Origin of the sequence: Sedimentisphaera cyanobacteriorum (assembly GCF_001997385.1) — a bacterium.
GTDB lineage: Bacteria > Planctomycetota > Phycisphaerae > Sedimentisphaerales > Sedimentisphaeraceae > Sedimentisphaera > Sedimentisphaera cyanobacteriorum.
In genome coordinates this window covers 2717017-2735075 of the sequence record NZ_CP019633.1, presented here as the reverse complement: position 1 = coordinate 2735075, position 18059 = coordinate 2717017, and the positions used below count along the sequence as shown (strand labels likewise).

Annotated in this window: 11 protein-coding genes; 7 read left to right on the top strand and 4 right to left on the bottom strand. The window is 47.7% G+C overall.

Annotated elements, in window-relative coordinates; all coding sequences use genetic code 11:
- Positions 1 to 61: 61 nt before the first annotated feature.
- Together L21SP3_RS10895 and L21SP3_RS10890 are read right to left on the bottom strand one after the other, a co-directional pair.
- Entirely contained in the window at positions 62 to 2185 is a 2124-nt protein-coding gene (locus L21SP3_RS10895) for a LamG-like jellyroll fold domain-containing protein (RefSeq protein WP_077541443.1), read from the bottom strand.
- A gap of 62 nt (positions 2186 to 2247) precedes the next feature.
- Complete coding sequence (locus L21SP3_RS10890) at positions 2248 to 4371, bottom strand: LamG-like jellyroll fold domain-containing protein (RefSeq protein WP_077541441.1); 2124 nt, start codon at positions 4369 to 4371, stop codon at positions 2248 to 2250.
- A 574-nt stretch (positions 4372 to 4945) separates the two neighbouring features.
- Here L21SP3_RS10890 and L21SP3_RS10885 point away from each other — a divergent pair.
- The 3 genes from L21SP3_RS10885 to L21SP3_RS10875 all read left to right on the top strand — a co-directional run bounded on the left by L21SP3_RS10885 (position 4946) and on the right by L21SP3_RS10875 (position 9817).
- Positions 4946 to 5881 (top strand): PEP-CTERM sorting domain-containing protein, encoded by a 936-nt coding sequence (locus L21SP3_RS10885; protein WP_077541439.1) that lies wholly within the window; start codon positions 4946 to 4948, stop codon positions 5879 to 5881.
- A gap of 166 nt (positions 5882 to 6047) precedes the next feature.
- Complete coding sequence (locus L21SP3_RS10880; RefSeq protein ID WP_077541437.1) at positions 6048 to 7682, top strand: arylsulfatase; 1635 nt, start codon at positions 6048 to 6050, stop codon at positions 7680 to 7682.
- 20 nt (positions 7683 to 7702) lie between these two features.
- Positions 7703 to 9817, top strand: coding sequence for a beta-L-arabinofuranosidase domain-containing protein (locus tag L21SP3_RS10875; protein WP_123785190.1), 2115 nt, complete (start codon positions 7703 to 7705; stop codon positions 9815 to 9817).
- Positions 9818 to 9925: 108 nt separating this feature from the next.
- On the opposite strand, the gene L21SP3_RS10870 is transcribed toward L21SP3_RS10875, so the two are convergent.
- On the bottom strand, positions 9926 to 12190 hold the full coding sequence (locus L21SP3_RS10870; RefSeq protein WP_161488191.1) for a GH32 C-terminal domain-containing protein: 2265 nt from the start codon (positions 12188 to 12190) through the stop codon (positions 9926 to 9928).
- Between the two features lie 225 nt (positions 12191 to 12415).
- Here L21SP3_RS10870 and L21SP3_RS10865 point away from each other — a divergent pair, with 225 nt between their 5' ends.
- The 4 genes from L21SP3_RS10865 to L21SP3_RS10850 all read left to right on the top strand — a co-directional run bounded on the left by L21SP3_RS10865 (position 12416) and on the right by L21SP3_RS10850 (position 17286).
- A complete protein-coding gene (locus L21SP3_RS10865) occupies positions 12416 to 13342 on the top strand; it encodes a carbohydrate kinase family protein (RefSeq protein ID WP_077541430.1) in 927 nt (308 codons plus the stop codon).
- A gap of 55 nt (positions 13343 to 13397) precedes the next feature.
- Positions 13398 to 14759 (top strand): sugar porter family MFS transporter, encoded by a 1362-nt coding sequence (locus L21SP3_RS10860; protein WP_077541428.1) that lies wholly within the window; start codon positions 13398 to 13400, stop codon positions 14757 to 14759.
- Between the two features lie 19 nt (positions 14760 to 14778).
- Positions 14779 to 15897: a substrate-binding domain-containing protein gene (locus tag L21SP3_RS10855; RefSeq protein ID WP_077541426.1), complete on the top strand. Its 1119-nt coding sequence runs from the start codon at positions 14779 to 14781 to the stop codon at positions 15895 to 15897.
- Positions 15898 to 16107: 210 nt separating this feature from the next.
- On the top strand, positions 16108 to 17286 hold the full coding sequence (locus L21SP3_RS10850) for a dockerin type I domain-containing protein (protein WP_077541424.1): 1179 nt from the start codon (positions 16108 to 16110) through the stop codon (positions 17284 to 17286).
- Here the strand turns inward: L21SP3_RS10850 and L21SP3_RS10845 are convergent, their stop codons facing one another.
- The gene (locus L21SP3_RS10845) at positions 17287 to 18039 is read right to left on the bottom strand and encodes an SIR2 family NAD-dependent protein deacylase (RefSeq protein WP_077541422.1); all 753 of its coding nucleotides are present in this window, start codon (positions 18037 to 18039) and stop codon (positions 17287 to 17289) included. It lies immediately after the preceding gene.
- Positions 18040 to 18059 lie beyond the last annotated feature (20 nt).

The following is an 18059-nucleotide window of genomic DNA, read 5'->3' as shown; positions in this document are numbered from 1 at the left end:
GAAAGTTAATTTTGCAGTAAAAGAAGAGGCGGGCAGGTGCCCGCCCCTGTAGTTTTAAAGATTACATATCGCCTGCTTGAGACGGAAGAATCGTGGAATCAAGCCAGCTTTGCGCCATTGATGCAAAATCATACATATCCACTCGGCAGTCCGGTCCGGTTCCATCAGGCCCAGCAACATCGCCCGGGCTTGCATTTGCTGTAATGCAAATTGGAACTTCCGATGCGTCGTAGAACTGCTCGGCAATCTCTTCTTCGCTGAGAGCATAATTGAACACCCTCATATCATCTATTCTGCCGAACATATTTGATGGGTCTGCCGGCTGAGAATTTCTTCCGATAGAGAAGATCGGCTGTTCTGCTATATCGCCAAGTCCGGCACTGCCTGTATCAGCAGTGATATCCGAACCATCAGTCGGGATTACATAAGCAGAGCACTCAAGACCGCTTTCTGTGCTGTCGTAAACAGCTGCTATAAAGCACCAGTCCTCAAGCGGCAATACCCCGCTTCCATAAACAGAGCCGTTGTCTCCGCCGACAACCAAGATTCTGTCGTCTGGCTGAACAGCGATTCTCCAGTAGTTCTTGTCTTCATTATTCTCTTTCTGAGCTGCAATAACACCCCAGCCGTTGGTTTTTCCTTCGTAGTAAACCCACGCTGTGATAGTCATATCGCCTTCTTCTGAAAGCGGATTAAGACCGGGTACATCAGCACCGCCTACAGCGCCGTCCCACGTAACGCTCTGATTAGTCTTGCTCGGGATTGCCCCGTCAACAAAGCTGAAATAGTCGTTCGGGTCTGCATTGTATGCGAACGGGTCTTCGGTGCCCACATCGAGCAGGTAAGTTCCGTCCCAGTTTGCAGGGTCGCTGTCCATCTTCCAGTGTGCGAGCATCCTCTTGATATTGAGCGCTTTGCTTATCTGAGAGAATCCTGTAATTGAACAGGTGTATTCGCCTGCATCAGCAGAAGAAAAATCTTCAACTGTTATTGAAGTAGTGTATGTTCCGTCCTGATTGTCTGTAAACGTAGATTCTGAAATCGGCATCCCGCCAAAGCTCCAGTTTATATCAGAAGCCAGCACAGAAGACGCGCTTTCAATAACCGCCGATACAGTAACATCATCTCCCGCTGCAGGGAAGTCTGGGCTGGAAGAAATTGATTCAAATACAGGCTCATCGCTCATAGTAACAAAGCTCCACTTTTCGCTCGGGATGTAAGCCTCCGGTACAGAAGCGTTCTGCAGCTCGTTTACCCCGTCGCCTATCTCAGGCAGCGGGTCAACCGCGGTATCGAGAACCTCAACAATCTGCCACTCATATTCAGTGTCATAGCCGAGGCCTGCAGCCTGATAGGTGCTTTCAGCAACCTGTCCCGGGGCTGCACCGACAGCGCCTACAAAATTCGGCTCTGCGCCTGGCGCATTTGATACATAAACGTACTGATCGACGATTGCCGGATTTACATCATTGCCTGAGCCAGGATTCATATAATCCGTGCCGGCCATCCAGTTCAGGTCAACATCGATGCCGGTTGCGCCCGGCTGCTGAGTAGATGAACCGCCGTAGGCCGCGCCTGTTAGAGACAATGAAAAATTATCAACCTGACAAATACCGCCGATTGCCTGCAGTCTCAGAGTAAGCTCTCCGCCTTCATATTCCTGAGGGAACTGGGTGGTGTCAATCTTGTAGGAGAAAGTCTGCTTATCAAGCCAGTCCGGTGCATTGGAGACTTTATCATTTGCGCCGTCAAGGTTCATTCTCTGGCTCCATAGAGTTCCGTCTCCTGTTACCAGATCGTAGTTTTCTGTGTCCACGATAAGCGCATCGAACTCATTGCCAAGACTGCCAGCTTTCCAGCGGGCTTCAATCCCGTTAAAGCTCAGCACAAGCTGATCTCCGTACTGCCAGGATGCGCCTGTGTCTTGGGATGTAAAGAAATTAGGCTTAAGCCTAAGCACCTGATTGTCGTACTCGGCGCCTGGGATCTTGTCATCGTTAAGCTTGGAGTCAAGCGGGCCTGTGCCGTTTTTATCATCCCAGCCTACGATATCTACCCATACACCGCCGCCATCGACGAATGGCTCCTCAAAACCGTTGTGTGTTATGAGTTCATTATTTGGTGCAAAGGCAAAAACTGCTGCGGGCAATGCAGTTAAAATTAATATTAAAAATAATCGTTTCATAGTTAAACCTCGTGTAAAAATTAAAAAAGTAATCTCAAATTATGCTCTTTTGAGCCAAGTAATTACATATCGCAGACTTCTGCAGGGACAAGCGAGCAGTTCAGCCAGCTTTCAGCCATTGCTGCGAAATCATACATATCCACGCTGCAGTCTGGGCCGAGCCCATCAGGGCCGGCAACATCATTTGGATTTGCGCTGTCAGGATCGCAGATGATATTATTTGAAGCATCGTAGAACTGCTGTGCAATCTCTTCTTCGCTGAGAGCATAATTGAACACCCTCATATCATCTATCTTGCCGAACATATTAGCAGGCGTTTCATAAGCATTGGAAGTTCTTCCAATAGAGAAAACAGGAGTTTCTTCAACATCGCCTACACCGCCACTGTCTGTATCTACGCTCATTTCAGACCCGTCAGTGGGGATAATATAAGCTGAACACTCTATACCGCTTTCGGTGCTGTCGTAAACAGCAGCTATAAAGCACCAATCATCCAGCGGCAATGTTCCGCTGCTGACTGCAGACCCGCCAGGTCCTCCAACACTCAGTTCTCTTGTTGGCTGTACAGCGATTCTCCAGTAGTCTCCTACATCATTACTTATTTTCTGAGCTGCAACTACGCCCCAGCCGTTAGTGTTTCCTTCGTAGTAAACCCATCCGGTAATAGTCATATCGCCTTCTTCTGAAAGCGGATTAAGCCCGGGCACATCAGCACCGCCAACTTGTCCGTTCCATGTAATGCCCTGATTAGTCTGGGCCGGGATGGCTCCGTCAACAAAGCTGAAATAGTCGTTCGGGTCTGCATTGTATGCGACCGGGTCTTCCATACATACGTCGAGCAGGTAAGTTCCGTCCCAGTTGGCAGGGTCATTGTCCATTTTCCAGTGTGCGAGCATCCTCTTGATATTAAGCGCTTTGCTTATCTGTGAGAATCCTGTTATTGAGCAAGTGTATTCACCTGAATCAGCAAGAGAAACATCTTCAACTGTTATAGAAGTGGTGTATGTCCCGTCCTGATTGTCTGTAAATGTAGATTCTGAAATCGGCACCCCGCCAAAGCTCCAGTTTATATCAGAAGCCAGCACAGAAGACGCGCTTTCAATAACCGCCGATACAGTAACATCATCTCCCGCTGCAGGGAAGTCTGGGCTGGAAGAAATTGATTCAAATACAGGCTCATCGCTCATAGTAACAAAGCTCCACTTTTCGCTCGGGATGTAAGCCTCCGGTACAGAAGCGTTCTGCAGCTCGTTTACCCCGTCGCCTATGTCAGGCAGCGGGTCAACCGCGGTATCGAGAACCTCAACAATCTGCCACTGGTATTCAGTGTCGTATCCCAGACCTGTAACCTGATAGGTGCTTTCGGGAACCTGCCCCGGGTCTGCACCAACAGCGCCTACAAAATTCGGCTCTGCGTCTGGCGCGTTTGATACATAAACGTACTGATCGACTATTGCCGGATTTACATCATTTCCCGAACCCGGGTTCATATAATCCGTGCCGGCCATCCAGCTAAGGTCAACATCAATGCCGGTTGTTCCCGGCTGCTGCTGGTAAGAACCGCCGTAGGCTTGGCCTGTGAAACCTAATGAAAAATTGTCAACCTGACAAATGCCGCCAATTGCCTCTAACCTTAGGGTAAGCTCTCCCCCCTCATATTCCTGCGGGAACTGGGTGGTGTCAATCTTATAAGAGAAAGTCTGCTTATCAAGCCAGTCCGGTGCATTGGATACTTTATCATTTGCGCCGTCAAGGTTTACTCGCTCACTCCACAAAATTCCATTACCAGTTACCTGATCGAAGTTTGCCGTATCCACAATAAGCGCATCGAACTCATTGCCAAGACTGCCAGCTTTCCAGCGGGCTTCAATACCGTTAAAGCTCAGCAGAAGCTGGTCTCCAGCTTTCCAGCTGGCGCCAGTGGCTTGAGAGGTGTAGAAATTAGGCTTAAGCCTAAGCACCTGATTGTCGAACTCGGCTCCCGGAATCGTGTCATCGTTAAGCTTGGAATCAAGCGGGCCATTAACATTTTTGTCTTCCCAGCCCACGATATCTACCCATACACCGCCGCCCTCAATGTAGGGCTCTTCAAAGCCGTTGTGAGTAATTAGCTCATTTATGCCTGCAAAGGCAAAAGCTGCCGCCGGCAAGGCAGCTAACGCTAAAACAAATAATAATTTTCTCATAATAAACCTCTTTAAAAGTAATACAATTTACACAACCAAGCGATAACTTCTCGCAGGGTCTTATAGTAAGGTAATGTTTAGACAGGCCGGCACTTTGACATTTTTTTAAAAATCAAAAGCATGCACACCTTTTTTTGTTCAGAATATTATTAAAAAAGGTATTTTCAAAGAACTGAGATGCTCTTCAGCGTCTTGCAGGGAACAGCGTTTCCCCCAATTAATCTTTTCTGACATATTAAATGTTTTATTATCGCTCGTCAGAAATTAACAAGTTTTCAGCTCATTAAAAATGTTAATATATTAACGGCTCTTTATTTAAAATTTTTCGTAAATTTACATTTTCTCTTTGACTCCGAAAAAATAAGTTTATAATGAGGAAAGCTACTTAGCTGTAAGTTTTCTGTCAGCGTCAGATATTGGCCGGCAGCATTGTTATTCAAAGGTTGAGAATTCTTTGAGTTTTTTACATGGCTTTCCTTAACCTCATTCAGCAAGACCCGATGCAAAGCAGGAACATTAGCGTTCGTGCGTTGCGGATGCTTTTAAGTGTTACTTTTTGTTGAAAGGTGTAAGTATGAAGAAAGCACTATTTTCACTAATCTTGTTCACTTTAGTTGGGGCGGTGGCGGCGGCACCCTCGTTCCTGATCACCAAGCCCCCTGTTGAGCCGTACCCGAGCTATACCGGCCCATCAGAAGACCCACACGCCCAGCAGGGGCAGTGGTTCAAAGACAGCAGCACACAGGTTGAAGAGGCCCGAACGCATGAGTTCTACGATAACGTTACGAACTTCGGCGGCGGAAACGAAAGCTATCTGGCTATCGAAGGCTACGCTGAAAATCTCCAGTATGATGGGGATAACATCACAAGCTTTGACATCCGTGCTACTATCACAAACGATACGCCCGGAATAGGCACATGGAGAGACGGTGCCAACAGCCATGGCGAGTCTCTCACTGCAACCGAGCCGTATTCAGGCAAGCTCTACGACACCAAACTCACAGCGGAATTTGCGGTTGACCTAACTGCATACAACGCATGGCTTGACGGCGGCTCTGCAAGCGGGGTTTATGAAGACAGGATGCCGCATATCGTGGCAGTGAATCACGACCAGCTCGCTTGGTACTGCTGGACGCCGGACAATCCTGATCAGGACAAAGTGCCTTGGGGGGATTATCTTGTACCAACGTTCGACTTTGGCGACATTGCACAGGGGGAGTCTGTAACTAAAGTGCTGCAGTTTACGGTTGAAGGAGCGGGCCTTGCCCCCAGCGACGCCAGGGCTATAGCTCTGGAAACCTCAAGCGATCTTCTTCTTAATCGAACCACTTCGCTGAAAATAAGCGACTGGATGGATACTATTGGAGAAGACGACGGAACAGCTTACCCGAACGATGATGGCGGCACCGCCCTTACCGACAGCGATGTATCAGTGTTCCATAATGTGCCCGAGCCGGCAACAATAGCTCTAATCGGCTTAGGTGCAATCGCTCTGAGAAGAAAACTCTGATATTCACTGCAAATCTTCACTAAACGAGCCTTTCGGATTTATTGCCGGAAGGCTCATTTTTTTTTGTAAAAAAATAACGGTTGGAGTTATATATAGTATGTAAGAATAAGTTAGTTCACTTATTGATTCTTGACTTGAAAAATTGCGGATTTAATTTGAGGTTTTGATGAAAAGAAGGACATTTTTAGCAGGCTGCGCATTATCTTCAATCAGCTTGACTGCAGGCTTGTCATTAGCCGAGAAGAGAAAGAAAAAACCAAACATCCTTCTGATTATGGCGGATGATATGGGCTACAGCGATATCGGCTGCTACGGGGGCGAGATCGAAACACCCAATCTCGACAGGCTCGCAGGAAATGGGCTGAGATTTACGCAGTTTTACAATGCCGCCCGCTGCTGTCCCACCAGAGCAAGCCTTCTTACAGGCCTCTATCCGCATCAGGCCGATGTGGGGCATATGGTTTACAGAGACCAGGGCAAAGGCTATCACGGCAAGCTCAACAAGCAGTGCGTAACCCTGGGCGAGGTAATGAAGAATTCGGGCTATCAAACTATGATGTCAGGCAAATGGCACGTTGGCCATTCCGAAGACGTTTGGCCTTCAAACAGAGGATTCGATAAGTTCTACGGGATACATCTGCATGTTGACAGCTACTTCAAGGTGCTCAAGGGCTGCGATGTTTATAAAAACGGCCGGAAGGTTATTAAGGCCGCAGACACCCCTGCCAACAGGCTTCATCCCGATCAGGAATGGTACACCACAAACGTATTTACCGACCACGCTATCAAATTCTTAGACGAGGCGGAAAAGGACAAACCCTTCTTTCTGTATGCAGCCTACAATGCACCGCATTGGCCTCTTGAAGCGCCGGATAAAACTATTCAAAAATACCGCGGAAAATATATGCATGGCTGGGAAGCACTTCGCAAAGATAAAATTGAGAGGATGAAGAAGCTGGGGATAATAAAAGAAAACTGGCAGCTCTCAAAAAGCGATGCACCCGAATGGGAAAGTCTCTCAGAAGACGACCGCAAGAACCTTGATTTCAGGCGTGCGATATATGCCGCCCAGATTGATAATATGGACCAGAATATCGGAAGGCTTATAAAGAAGCTCGAAGAGAAGGGTGAACTCGAAAACACGCTTGTGCTTTTCCTCTCAGATAACGGCTGCAGCGCAGAGCCGGAAAGAAAGATGTTCGGGTACCGCTTCAGAGAGAACCGAATTGAAAATTTCAGGCAGTGGAGGAAGGATTCCGGGCGTTCGTCAAGCCAGGGGATGGCTTGGGCGAACGTTTCAAATACGCCGTTCAGGAAATACAAGAAATGGACTCACGAAGGGGGCATCGCAACCCCGCTGATAGCCCACTGGCCTGAGGTAATTAAAAATGGAGGACAGCTCAACCATACACCAGGGCACGTTGCTGATATAATGGCAACTGCAGTTGATGTTGGAAGGGGTTTCTATCCGAAAAAATTCGGCGGGAACGAAATAAAACCTATGGAAGGAACGAGCCTGAAGCCGGCATTTGACGGCAGCGAGATAAAACGGGAAAATCCAATTTTCTGGGAGCATGAAGGCAACTGGGCAATACGTGAGGACAAGTGGAAGCTCGTTTGCGACGGGCCGAAGGGCAAAGTCGAACTTTACGACTTGGAAAATGACAGAACAGAGCTCAGTAACCTTGCTGAAGCAAAACCAGACAAGGTAAAAGAGCTTACTGAAAAATGGCACAAATGGGCAAAAAGAGCAGATGTTCTTCCTTGGCCTTATAAGCCGCAGTGGCAGGCAGATATTTAATAAATTACGAAAGACAGAAAATGAAACTTAGAGCAGCAGTATTTCTTTCAGCGGTTCTGTTATGCACACTTGTGAATGCTCAGATGGTTATAGATACCGTAAATTCAGCAGACACAAAAGCAAAAAACAGCAGTTATAAACACAACCTTCCCCCTCTTGAGCAGAGCCCTATGATTAGGCTTCCGCTCGGCAGCATAAAGCCCGAGGGCTGGCTTAAAACCCAGGTTGATCTTATGGCAGAAGGTCAGGTGGGCAAGCTTGATGAAATAAGCCGATTCCTCCAGTCCAACAGCGGCTGGCTCGGCGGCAAAGAACGCGGCTGGGAAGAAGCAACATACTGGTTCAGGGGTTATTACGACCTCGCCCGGCTCACGCAGGATAAAAGGCTTTTAAAGACAGCTAATAAATGGTTAGAAGCAATCATCTCATCACAAACAGAACAGGGATATTACGGCAGTTCATACAACCGTCTCGTTAAAGGCAAGAACGGGCAAAAAATTGTTGATCTCTGGCCGCATATGGTAATGAACGATGCGCTTATAAGCCACTATGAAGCCACTGGAGACAAGCGAATACTCCCGATGCTCTCAAAATTCTTCGAATTCTGCATTCAGCTCCCAGATGAGCTTTTCCTGCCGAAAATGTCTTGGGATTATTATGAAAACTACGGCGAACATTTCGGAAATTGGAAACCCAGGATTCAGTTTAAGCGAGCGGGGGACTTTGTTCCGCAGCTTATCTGGCTTTACAACCGTACCGGGAATAAAACACTGCTGGATTTTGCTGTGCGGGTTTATCATAAAACCCAGCCAGCACTGAATCAGTGGCTCGATAATCATACAGTTCATTTTGCCCAGCGTTTCCGGTATCCGGCTCAGATGTTTACAATTACCGGCGATGAGAGATACCTCAAAAAAACAGAGCTTTTCTATGATTCATTTATGTCTGCTTGGGGGCAGATGCCCCGCGGTGCTTATGCAGCTGATGAGAGAATACGGATGGGCAAGATTGACCCGCGGCAGGCAATTGAAACATGCGCTATTGTAGAAATGAATAAAAGCCACTATATACTTTCACGGATTACCGGCAGCGGAGAGTATGCAGATAAGGCGGAAGATATGACATTTAACCATCTCCCGGCCTCTCACCGGCCAGACCATAAAAGCCTTAGATACCTTACTGCTTGCAATATGCCGTACTCTGTTCCGAAGCTGGACTACCACAACAGAGGCTCACATGCGGTATTTATGGCAGACGGCCACCGCTGCTGCCAGCATAATACAGCAATGGGATGGCCACGATTTGTGCGTAATCTTTGGCAGGCCTCGCCTGATAACGGGCTTATAGCGTGGCTTTACAGCCCGTGCAAGGTAGATGCAAAGGCCGGAAGGAATGGAACGGACGTGAAGATTGACTGCGAAACTAATTATCCCTTCAGCGGGGATATACATCTGGCAATAAAGCCCGAGAAGCCCGCTTTCTTCCCGCTTTATATGAGAATCCCCGGATGGTGCAAAAGCCTTGAGCTTGACGTAAACGGAAAAGCTCGAACTCTGAATGATTTTGACGGGCAGTTTGTGAGGATTCTCAGACAGTGGCAGAAAGACGACACAGTAAAGGTCAAATTCAGAATGGATATTACTGTAAAAGAATGGCCGAGGAATGCAGGGGGCACAGTAAACCGCGGCCCGCTGAGCTATTCAGTTCGAATAAAAGAAAATTGGCAGAAGCACAAATCAAAGTCTAAAGGCTGGCCGAGATGGAGCGCTGAACCGGCATCTGCTTGGAATTACGGGTTAGCAGCAGATCCTGCCAATCCGGAAGATAGCATCAAGTTGAAAGAAGTTAAACAGGTAAACGGACAGCCTTGGAAAGAATCCGAAGCACCGGTTGTGCTTGAGGCAAAGGCAAAAAGGGTACCTGCATGGAAGGTTGATCCGGAAAATAATACTGTAGATCCGGTAAGGGAAGGGCCTGTGCGCAGTGATGCTGAGCTGGAAAAGATCGAGATGATTCCGATGGGCTGCGCTCATCTGAGAATGACAGTACTCCCGCTGATAAGCGAGAGAAAGGATGCAAGATACTGGCAGAACATCCCCGACCCGGAGGTATTTATGCTCGAGAGGCTGAAATAAATTAAACTGTTCAGTCTTGAACTGACAAATTGAAAGAGCCGGCTTGGGAAGTTTTTCCAAACCGGCTTTTCTTTGCGCTAATGCATTATGGGCTAATTGCAAAAAGTGTTATTCCGAAGTCCAGATAGATTTCAGGGTGTAAACATCCATCGATTCAACAAATGCATTTCCTCCTTCGCTGCAAAGTTCTAACGACTTCGGGTTTTCAGTGAGGTCAGCTCCTATCGGCATATAATATCGTCCGTTTTGGGCAAAGATCTCAATGCTCATACGGTCAGCAAGGATTTCCAGCGTTAGTTTGCCGTTTTTCAGGCTGACCGGTGCGGAACTGCCGAGGCATGTTAGCTGTTCACTGGAAACATCATAGGTAACAGGAGTGCCGCGGATTACAAATTCAACTTTATCCGCACCTCGCGGCTCTAAAACTGCTTTAATCCGGAAAAGCTCGCCGCTTACATCCGAGAGCGGATTTTCACCCGTACTCACCTCTTGGCTCTGCCAGTCCCAATGACGGTTGTGAAGTTTTGAGATTTCCTTCACGGGATTCTTGAACATTCGAACGCCCTGCTCGGTTGTATGAAGAGTTAGCGATACAGGGAAAAGGATCATCTGATTGAAGGGCATATCGGGCATATCTATTCCTCTGCCCCAGCCCATCTGTATCCGTCTTCCATCGGAGTCTGGAATATTATTGAATGTCTGTGAGGCGTAGAAGTTTTTCCCGTGCTGGAATTTGATTTTTCCTGTCTCGGGTGTAAATTCAGTACCGTTGAAATCGCCGAGCTTATAATCTCCTGCTGCCCCGTAAACCACCCATTTAGTATTTGAAGGGTCTCCATCAACTGGCAGTTCGAACATCTCCGGACATTCAAAGAAGCCTTTAATATCGCTTTGAATCCGCCAGTTTATCAAATTGTCGGATGTGAATATAGAAAATTTATCGTTCTCTATCCACAGAACCATAACCCATCTGCCAGTTGAGTCGTGCCAGAATACTTTCGGGTCGCGCGTTCCGCCTGCGATTTCGCCGATTATCGGATTCCCTTCATATTTTGTAAATGTCCTGCCGCCGTCATTGCTGTAGGCAATGGACTGGGTAAAAGGCACGCCCCGAGACCAAGGGCTGTTATTCCCTGCGGATGTATAGAAAGCTACAATAGGTTCTTCGCTTCCTGTACGAAATCCTGATGAATTTTTCTCATTAGCCAAAGAATTTATGCCCACAAAGCATTTGCTTTCGTCCTCGCTGCCTGCGGACGAGCTTTTATCGTGTTCTACAACAGCAGAGCCGGAAAAAATTGTGCCCATCTGGTCTGGGTGGATCGCATCGCCCCATTCCTCCCAGTGCACTAAATCTGTGCTCACGGCGTGTCCCCAAGTCATATTGCCCCAGTTCCAGCCGTACGGGTTGTGCTGGTAGAACAGGTGGTATTTGCCGTTGTGATATACCATCCCGTTAGTATCGTTCACCCAGCCTCTGCGTGAGGTGAAGTGGAACTGCGGGCGGCGTTTTTCCTGATACAAATTATCCTGCCCGGGGAATGTTTCAGCTTGGAAAACCGCATCGAATCCCGTCTGCCACTGAGTTGAATAGCGGTCTATCTCAAGAGTGCCTGTTTTGCCGGCAAACTCGCTTACATCGAGATAAACCCAGAAATCCGGGTCAGAGGGAGCGAGCCGGATATCAAATTCCCGCACCTTCTCACCATAAATATAAAGGCGTATCCAGCGCTTAGCTGCCCCGTTTTTTACGGGAAAATTCAAATATTTGCTGGTGAACTCAAACTCGCGCTGCTTATTATGCACAACCTTCCGCTCAATGCTGGTTTGGATGATATGATCTACATTGATATGCCCCCAGCCTCCGGTGCGGCTGTCAACAATTTGAATCTTCACCATCTCCCCCTGCAGATCTCTTACGTTCCAGGAATCCCACATCAGCTGCTCAGACCCGCCGGCCTGAGTGTTTGTGCCTTCGGCAGTTCTGACAACCTCGCCTCCGGAAAGAAGATTGATGCAGGTTTTGCCTTCATAGCCGCCTCCGCCAATCAGAAAGCTGATATACGGGCGTTTCACTTCAAATTGAGGAGAGGTTAGAGAGCCGGTGGCTTCGTCTCCGCCATTGAAGCTGTTCACAAGTCTCTGGCCTTGGAAGCCTGTTACTTCCATCTGGCCGGGAAGCGTCCCTTCTGCAGGGCCTTCGCCGAAAGCATCACCTTCTGACTGCCAAGCGCCGTAGTCTTCGCTTTCAAAATCGGCTATTATTATCGGCTCTTCCGCGAAACATAAAGGCGAAAACAAGAAGTAAATGAGAATCAGCATAAAAGAGAATATCTTAACACTGCTGAATTTTGTTAAAGATGCCGGCACCATAGCATTCTCCATAAAGTTAAATTACATTTATTTTACATAATGACTATACCATATAACATTTAGAATACTTCCATCTTAGGACGTGTCAAGAAGATTGTTCGCCAATAGGCGGCAATTGCCTAAAAAAGTAGTAATAATTTGTTTTTGCAGGAGTTTTAATTTGACATTTACTTTACTTAAAATAACATTACAGTTGCAGCTACTAAAAAAGCAAAGGTACGAAAAATGGCAAAGAACTTGAAACGATTTAAAGTAGCCGGGATTGGTGAAATATTATTCGACAATCTCCCGGGAGGTCGCCGCCTGGGCGGAGCGCCGGCAAATTTCGCCATTCACTGCTCACTTATGGGCGCAGAAAGCTCAGTTGTAAGCTCTGTCGGCGAAGATCAGGCAGGTAAAGATATACTCAGCGAGCTGGAAACTAAGGGCATTGACACAAGCTGCATCTCAGTGAACAGCCGCCCTACAGGCAGCGTGGACGTAAAGCTTTGCCCTGAAGGGCAGCCTGAATATATAATAAACGAAAATTCTGCTTGGGATTATATCACGATCTCTCCGGAAGCTCTGAAGCTTGCGGCAAACTGCGATGCGGTCTGCTTCGGCAGCCTCGCCCAGAGAAACGAAACTTCAAGGAAGTCTATTCTTTATTTTTTAGAATCTGCCGGAGACCAGTGCATCAAGGTGTTTGATGTAAATATCCGTCAGCAATACTACAGCAGGGAGATTATCGAAAACTCCCTGATGATCTCGGACATACTCAAGCTCAATGATGAAGAACTGGAGATTTTCAGGGTTATGCTTGGGATTGAAGGCTTAAACGACAGGCAAACGCTGGGGCATATACTGAATCACTACAACCTAAAGCTTATCGCTCTAACCCTCGGGGCGGAAGGGAGCATTATGGCAGACAGGGAGGAATACTCTCATGCTTCAGCAAAGGCGGCAAAGGTTAGAGACACAGTTGGGGCGGGAGACTGCTTCACCGCTGCAATGGTTTACAGCTTTCTATGCGGGGTAAGCATTGAAGAAACCAACGAATTCGCCTCGAAGGCGGCCAGTTTCGTATGCACTAAGGACGGGGCAACGCCCAGCCTGCCGGCGGAGATTCTGGATGAAATAAAAAATCGGCAAATTAATACTCTACAAAATTAAATTCACATATATAATAAAACTGCAATTTATGAAATGATCACTGGCAAGGAGTTTTATGCAGCACAAACGTTTATTTCTCTGGTCTGTAACGGCCTCGCTGGCCGGTTTTTTGTTCGGGTTCGATACGATTGTTATCTCCGGCGCCGAGCAGAAAATCGAAGAGGTATGGAATTTAAGCTCTGGGATGCACGGGATATGTATGAGCGCAGCATTATGGGGAACTGTGCTCGGAGCTCTTATAGGCGGCATGCCCGCTGAGAAATTCGGGCGGAGAAAAACGCTGATATGGATAGGCGTGCTTTATCTTCTCTCGGCAATCGGATCGGGTATGGCTCCGGATAAATACTTCTTTATTATCTCACGTTTTATCGGCGGAATCGGCGTTGGAATTGCAACGATTGCCTCGCCTATGTATATTTCTGAAATTGCCCCTGCAGGGCTTCGAGGACGTCTTGCGGGGATGTTCCAGTTTAATATTGTATTCGGTATATTAGTGGCATTTCTCTCCAACTACCTTATCGGCAGATATATGGATGAATCCATTGCATGGAGATGGATGCTGGGCATAGAAGCTCTGCCCGCCCTTATATACAGTCTGATGTGTATTATGATTTGCGAGAGCCCTCGCTGGCTCATCGTTCACGGAGGCAAACGCGAAGAGGGCGTCAGAGTTTTCAGCGAGATAAACCCCGATATGTCTGAACAAGAGCTCCAGTCGCTTGCGGATTCAGTGGAAGAAAGCTCTGAGATTGAAACAAAGCCTACTATAGGCGGAGTGAAGGCTCAAAAGGCAAAATTTTTCACTTCGAAGCTAAAGATTCCGATTATGCTTGCCTTTCTCGTTGCGTTTTTTAATCAGCTCTCAGGAATCAACGCAATACTCTACTTTGCCCCGAGAATCTTTGAATGGACAGGGCTCGGCGAGAGCGCCGCACTTCTGAAGTCGGTAGGAATTGGGATAACAAATCTGGTATTTACGTATGTAGGGCTGTATCTGATAGACAAGTTCGGCAGAAGAACGCTTCTGTATATCGGCTCATTCGGCTATATAGCCTCGCTCGGCTTATGCTCTTGGGCGTTCGCTGTTGAGAATTATGCTATAGTTCCCGCCTGCATATTTGCCTTCATCGCTGCTCATGCGGTAGGCCAGGGTGCTGTGATATGGGTTCTGATAAGCGAGATCTTCCCGAACCGCTTCAGGTCTGCTGGGCAGTCTCTGGGCAGCTTTACCCACTGGTTCTTCGCAGCCTCGCTTACACTGGTATTCCCAAAGATGGCCGAAACACTTCAGCCGGCAGCTATATTCGGTTTCTTCTGCTTTATGATGATACTGCAGCTTGTCTGGGTTAAGACAATGGTTCCCGAGACAAAGAATGTTTCGCTTGAAGAAATGCAGAAAAAATTAGGGATTCAGTAGGATTTGAACGGACTGCTTAATGGAAATTGATAAAGAAGCTGATATTCACATAAACTCAAGGCAGAAGTTTTACAGGGTTTACAAATCATTAAAAGATAAGATTGAAAGCAACGCCTTCGGCAAAACAAACAAGCTGCCAACTGAGGTTGAGCTTGCGGAGATATACGAGGTTTCAAGGCCTACTGTAGCAAAAGCGCTGGATCTTCTCAGGTCTTCAGGTTATATAGAGCGCGTGAGCGGGACGGGCACGTTTGTTCGTTACAACTCGAAAGAGGGTACTAAAAACTTTGCGCTGCTGATACCCGGGCTTGGCGAGACAGAGATTTTCGAATCGATATGCGGGCATATGTCTCATCTTGCGGAATTGGAGAATTTCAATTTGATCTGGACAGGCTCAATGCAGGAAGATGCCCGGGTGCGGCGTGAGCATATCAAATCTCTCGCCCAGAGATACATTACGCAGCAGCATATTGACGGCGTATTTTTCTGTCCGCTTGAGCTTATCAGCGAGAAGGATCTGGTAAATCAGGAAATAGCTGAAATGTTTGAGAGCGCGAATATACCGATAGTACTGATGGACAGGGACATCTCTGCCTTCCCCGAGAGAAGCAGTTACGACCTTGTGAGCGTTGATAACTTCCGTCTGGCTTTTGTACTTGCCAAGCATATGCTTAATCAGGGCTGCAAAACACTGAGATTTCTCGCACGGCCTTACTCTGCTCCTTCTGTGAAGATGCGAATCTACGGCTTCAAGCAGGCTCTGCTGGAGGAGGGCATCAACGCAGGCGATGAGAATGTTATAATTGATGATATGAACAGCGAAGGGTTTGCCGAAAGACTTCTTGGAGGTGCTGAAAAGCCCGGCGTTTTGTGCGCAAACGATACGACCGCCTCGGAACTGATGCATGTATTAGAAAGGGGCGGCTGGAAAATCCCGCAGGATGTAAAGGCGGCCGGGGTGGACGATGTGCGGTATGCCAAGTTTTTGAGAGTGCCGCTTACTACTTACCGCCAGCCTGTAAAGGAGATTGCGAAAGAGGCAGTGCAACTGATGCTCAGTCGGGTTCAAAAACCTCATCAGCCTGCCAGAAAGGTAGTTTTAAGCGGAGAGCTTGTAGTGCGTGAATCAACATACTAACTGCTTCGCTTTCCGGCCGAGCTTTAGATAAGAAAGCTTCACCCGGTGTGAGGCAATTTTTTTGGCAAAATGCAAATCACCATTCTGCAATGCTTTGCCAAAAAATATTATTGCTCGCCAAGTAAAAAAGGGACAGAAAGCAGTTGAATTTCAGATAAATCCTGATACACTGATTGCTGATTCGTGTTTGTTTTAGCTAAAGGAGTTTATATGAAATACGTTGTCCTGATTGTTTGCGCAGCTGGAGTTGCTTTCGGTTTTCAAGCCGGAAGCGGCACGCTGGAAGACCCTTATATCATCTCTAATGAGCAAGAGCTTAGCGATGTAAACGCTGACCTCTCTGCCTGCTATGTGCTCGGCACTGATTTATACCTCTCCGAAAGCGAGCCTGCAATAATAGCTCCCGACTCAACGCCTGAAGACCCCTCTTTCACAGGCGAGGCGTTCACAGGCAGATTCTTCGGGAAAGGCCGCAGTATAAGAGGGGTGAACATATCAGCAGAAAACCAATACTACTGCGGGCTTTTCGGCTTTATCGAAGATGGGGGCGAAGTTCATAACTTGAAAGTAAGCGGCAGCTTAAACACTTCTGGTACAACCGGTTACGCAGGGCTGGTGGCAGGCAGAAACAAAGGTATGATTACGGGTTGTTCTGTGAATGCAGACTTGAGCCTCTCATCTCAAACGATATACACCGGGTTTATAACAGGCTCTAATGAAGGCGGGATTTTACGCAGCAGCAGCAACGGGAACCTCACAGGCGCAAAACAGTATATCGGCGGTCTCGCCGGCTACTCCACCTCGCAGGCTTATTTTTCAGACTGCCTGAGCAAGGCGGTTATCGATCTTTCAGACAACCCGGATTACGTGGGCGGGATTTGCGGTTACTGCTCTTCGAGAATTGAAAATTCATTCTTCAACGGAAGCTTTCTAAGCTCTGCACATGCAGATAAATTCGGCAGCATAACCGGCAAGGCTAAAGATGCTTCTATAGAAGGCTGCAGGTGGAGCGAATCGGCAGGCTGCCAAAGCTATACGGGCGAATCGCAAAATACGATCCCCCAGAACACCTTTATGCTCGAAGAATCTCAGCTCGCAAGTGCGGAAAGCTATTCAGGCTGGGATATGCTCGGAGAAAGCGAAAACGGTGAAAGCGAGATTTGGCGCATTGCCCAGCAGGGCGCGGAGCTCTATCATTCGGGGATATTCGAGGATTACAACAAAGACGGGATCGTGGACGCGATAGACTTCTCTATACTTGCGCAATACTTCCCGATAAACCAGCAGAGCCAAACTGCCCTGCCGCTGCCATGCGACGGGAACTTCGACGGCCTGCTGAGCTTATCCGATCTTGCGTTTTTCTGCGAAAGCTGGCTTCAGGGCGAATAATCAGCTCGATTGGCCGAGAACCTCCAGTACGGCTTCGGAAAATTCTGATATATCTACAGTGAAATTGTATTCGGTCATATTATCGGGATACACCTGCTCACGGTTTATCACAAACACATCCGCCCCGCCCTGCATAGCAATTAGCGGCAGGTTGGATGCAGGCATAACACAGAGCGAAGAGCCGATCGCAGCAAAAGCCCCGCACTCAGAGGCAAGGCGGTATGAATAAGTGAGGGCTTTCTCGGGGATTGGATCGCCGAAGAACACCACGCCCGGACGTATCATCCTGCCGCATTCTCTGCATTCAGGCAGCTTGCCTTCCAGCAAAAACTCCTCTACCTCATTCCGGGTGTACTGCTTTGCGCAGCCGGTACAGAAGAAGCTCTTTATATTACCATGGAACTCGACTACATTCTTCGAGCCGGCCTTCTGATGGAGATTGTCTATGTTCTGCGTTATCACGGCCTCAATAAGCCCCCTGCTCTCAAGCTCTGCAAGCATTTTATGGGCAGCGTTCGGCTCGGCATCTGCAAGAGGGTGTATATATTCTAGGGCGGTTTTGTAATACTCCAAAGGCTTGGCGAGAAAGTTGTCAAGATCGAAGGTATCTTCAGAGATCTTGGAATAGAGCCCGTTTTTCGAACGAAAATCCGGGATGCCAGAACTCGTTGAAACACCTGCTCCTGTAAGCACTACTGCTTTGCCGGCCTTTTCGAGCCGTTCAATAAATATTTCTGCTTTTTCTCTTAGCATACTTCTTTGCTCCTTTCGAC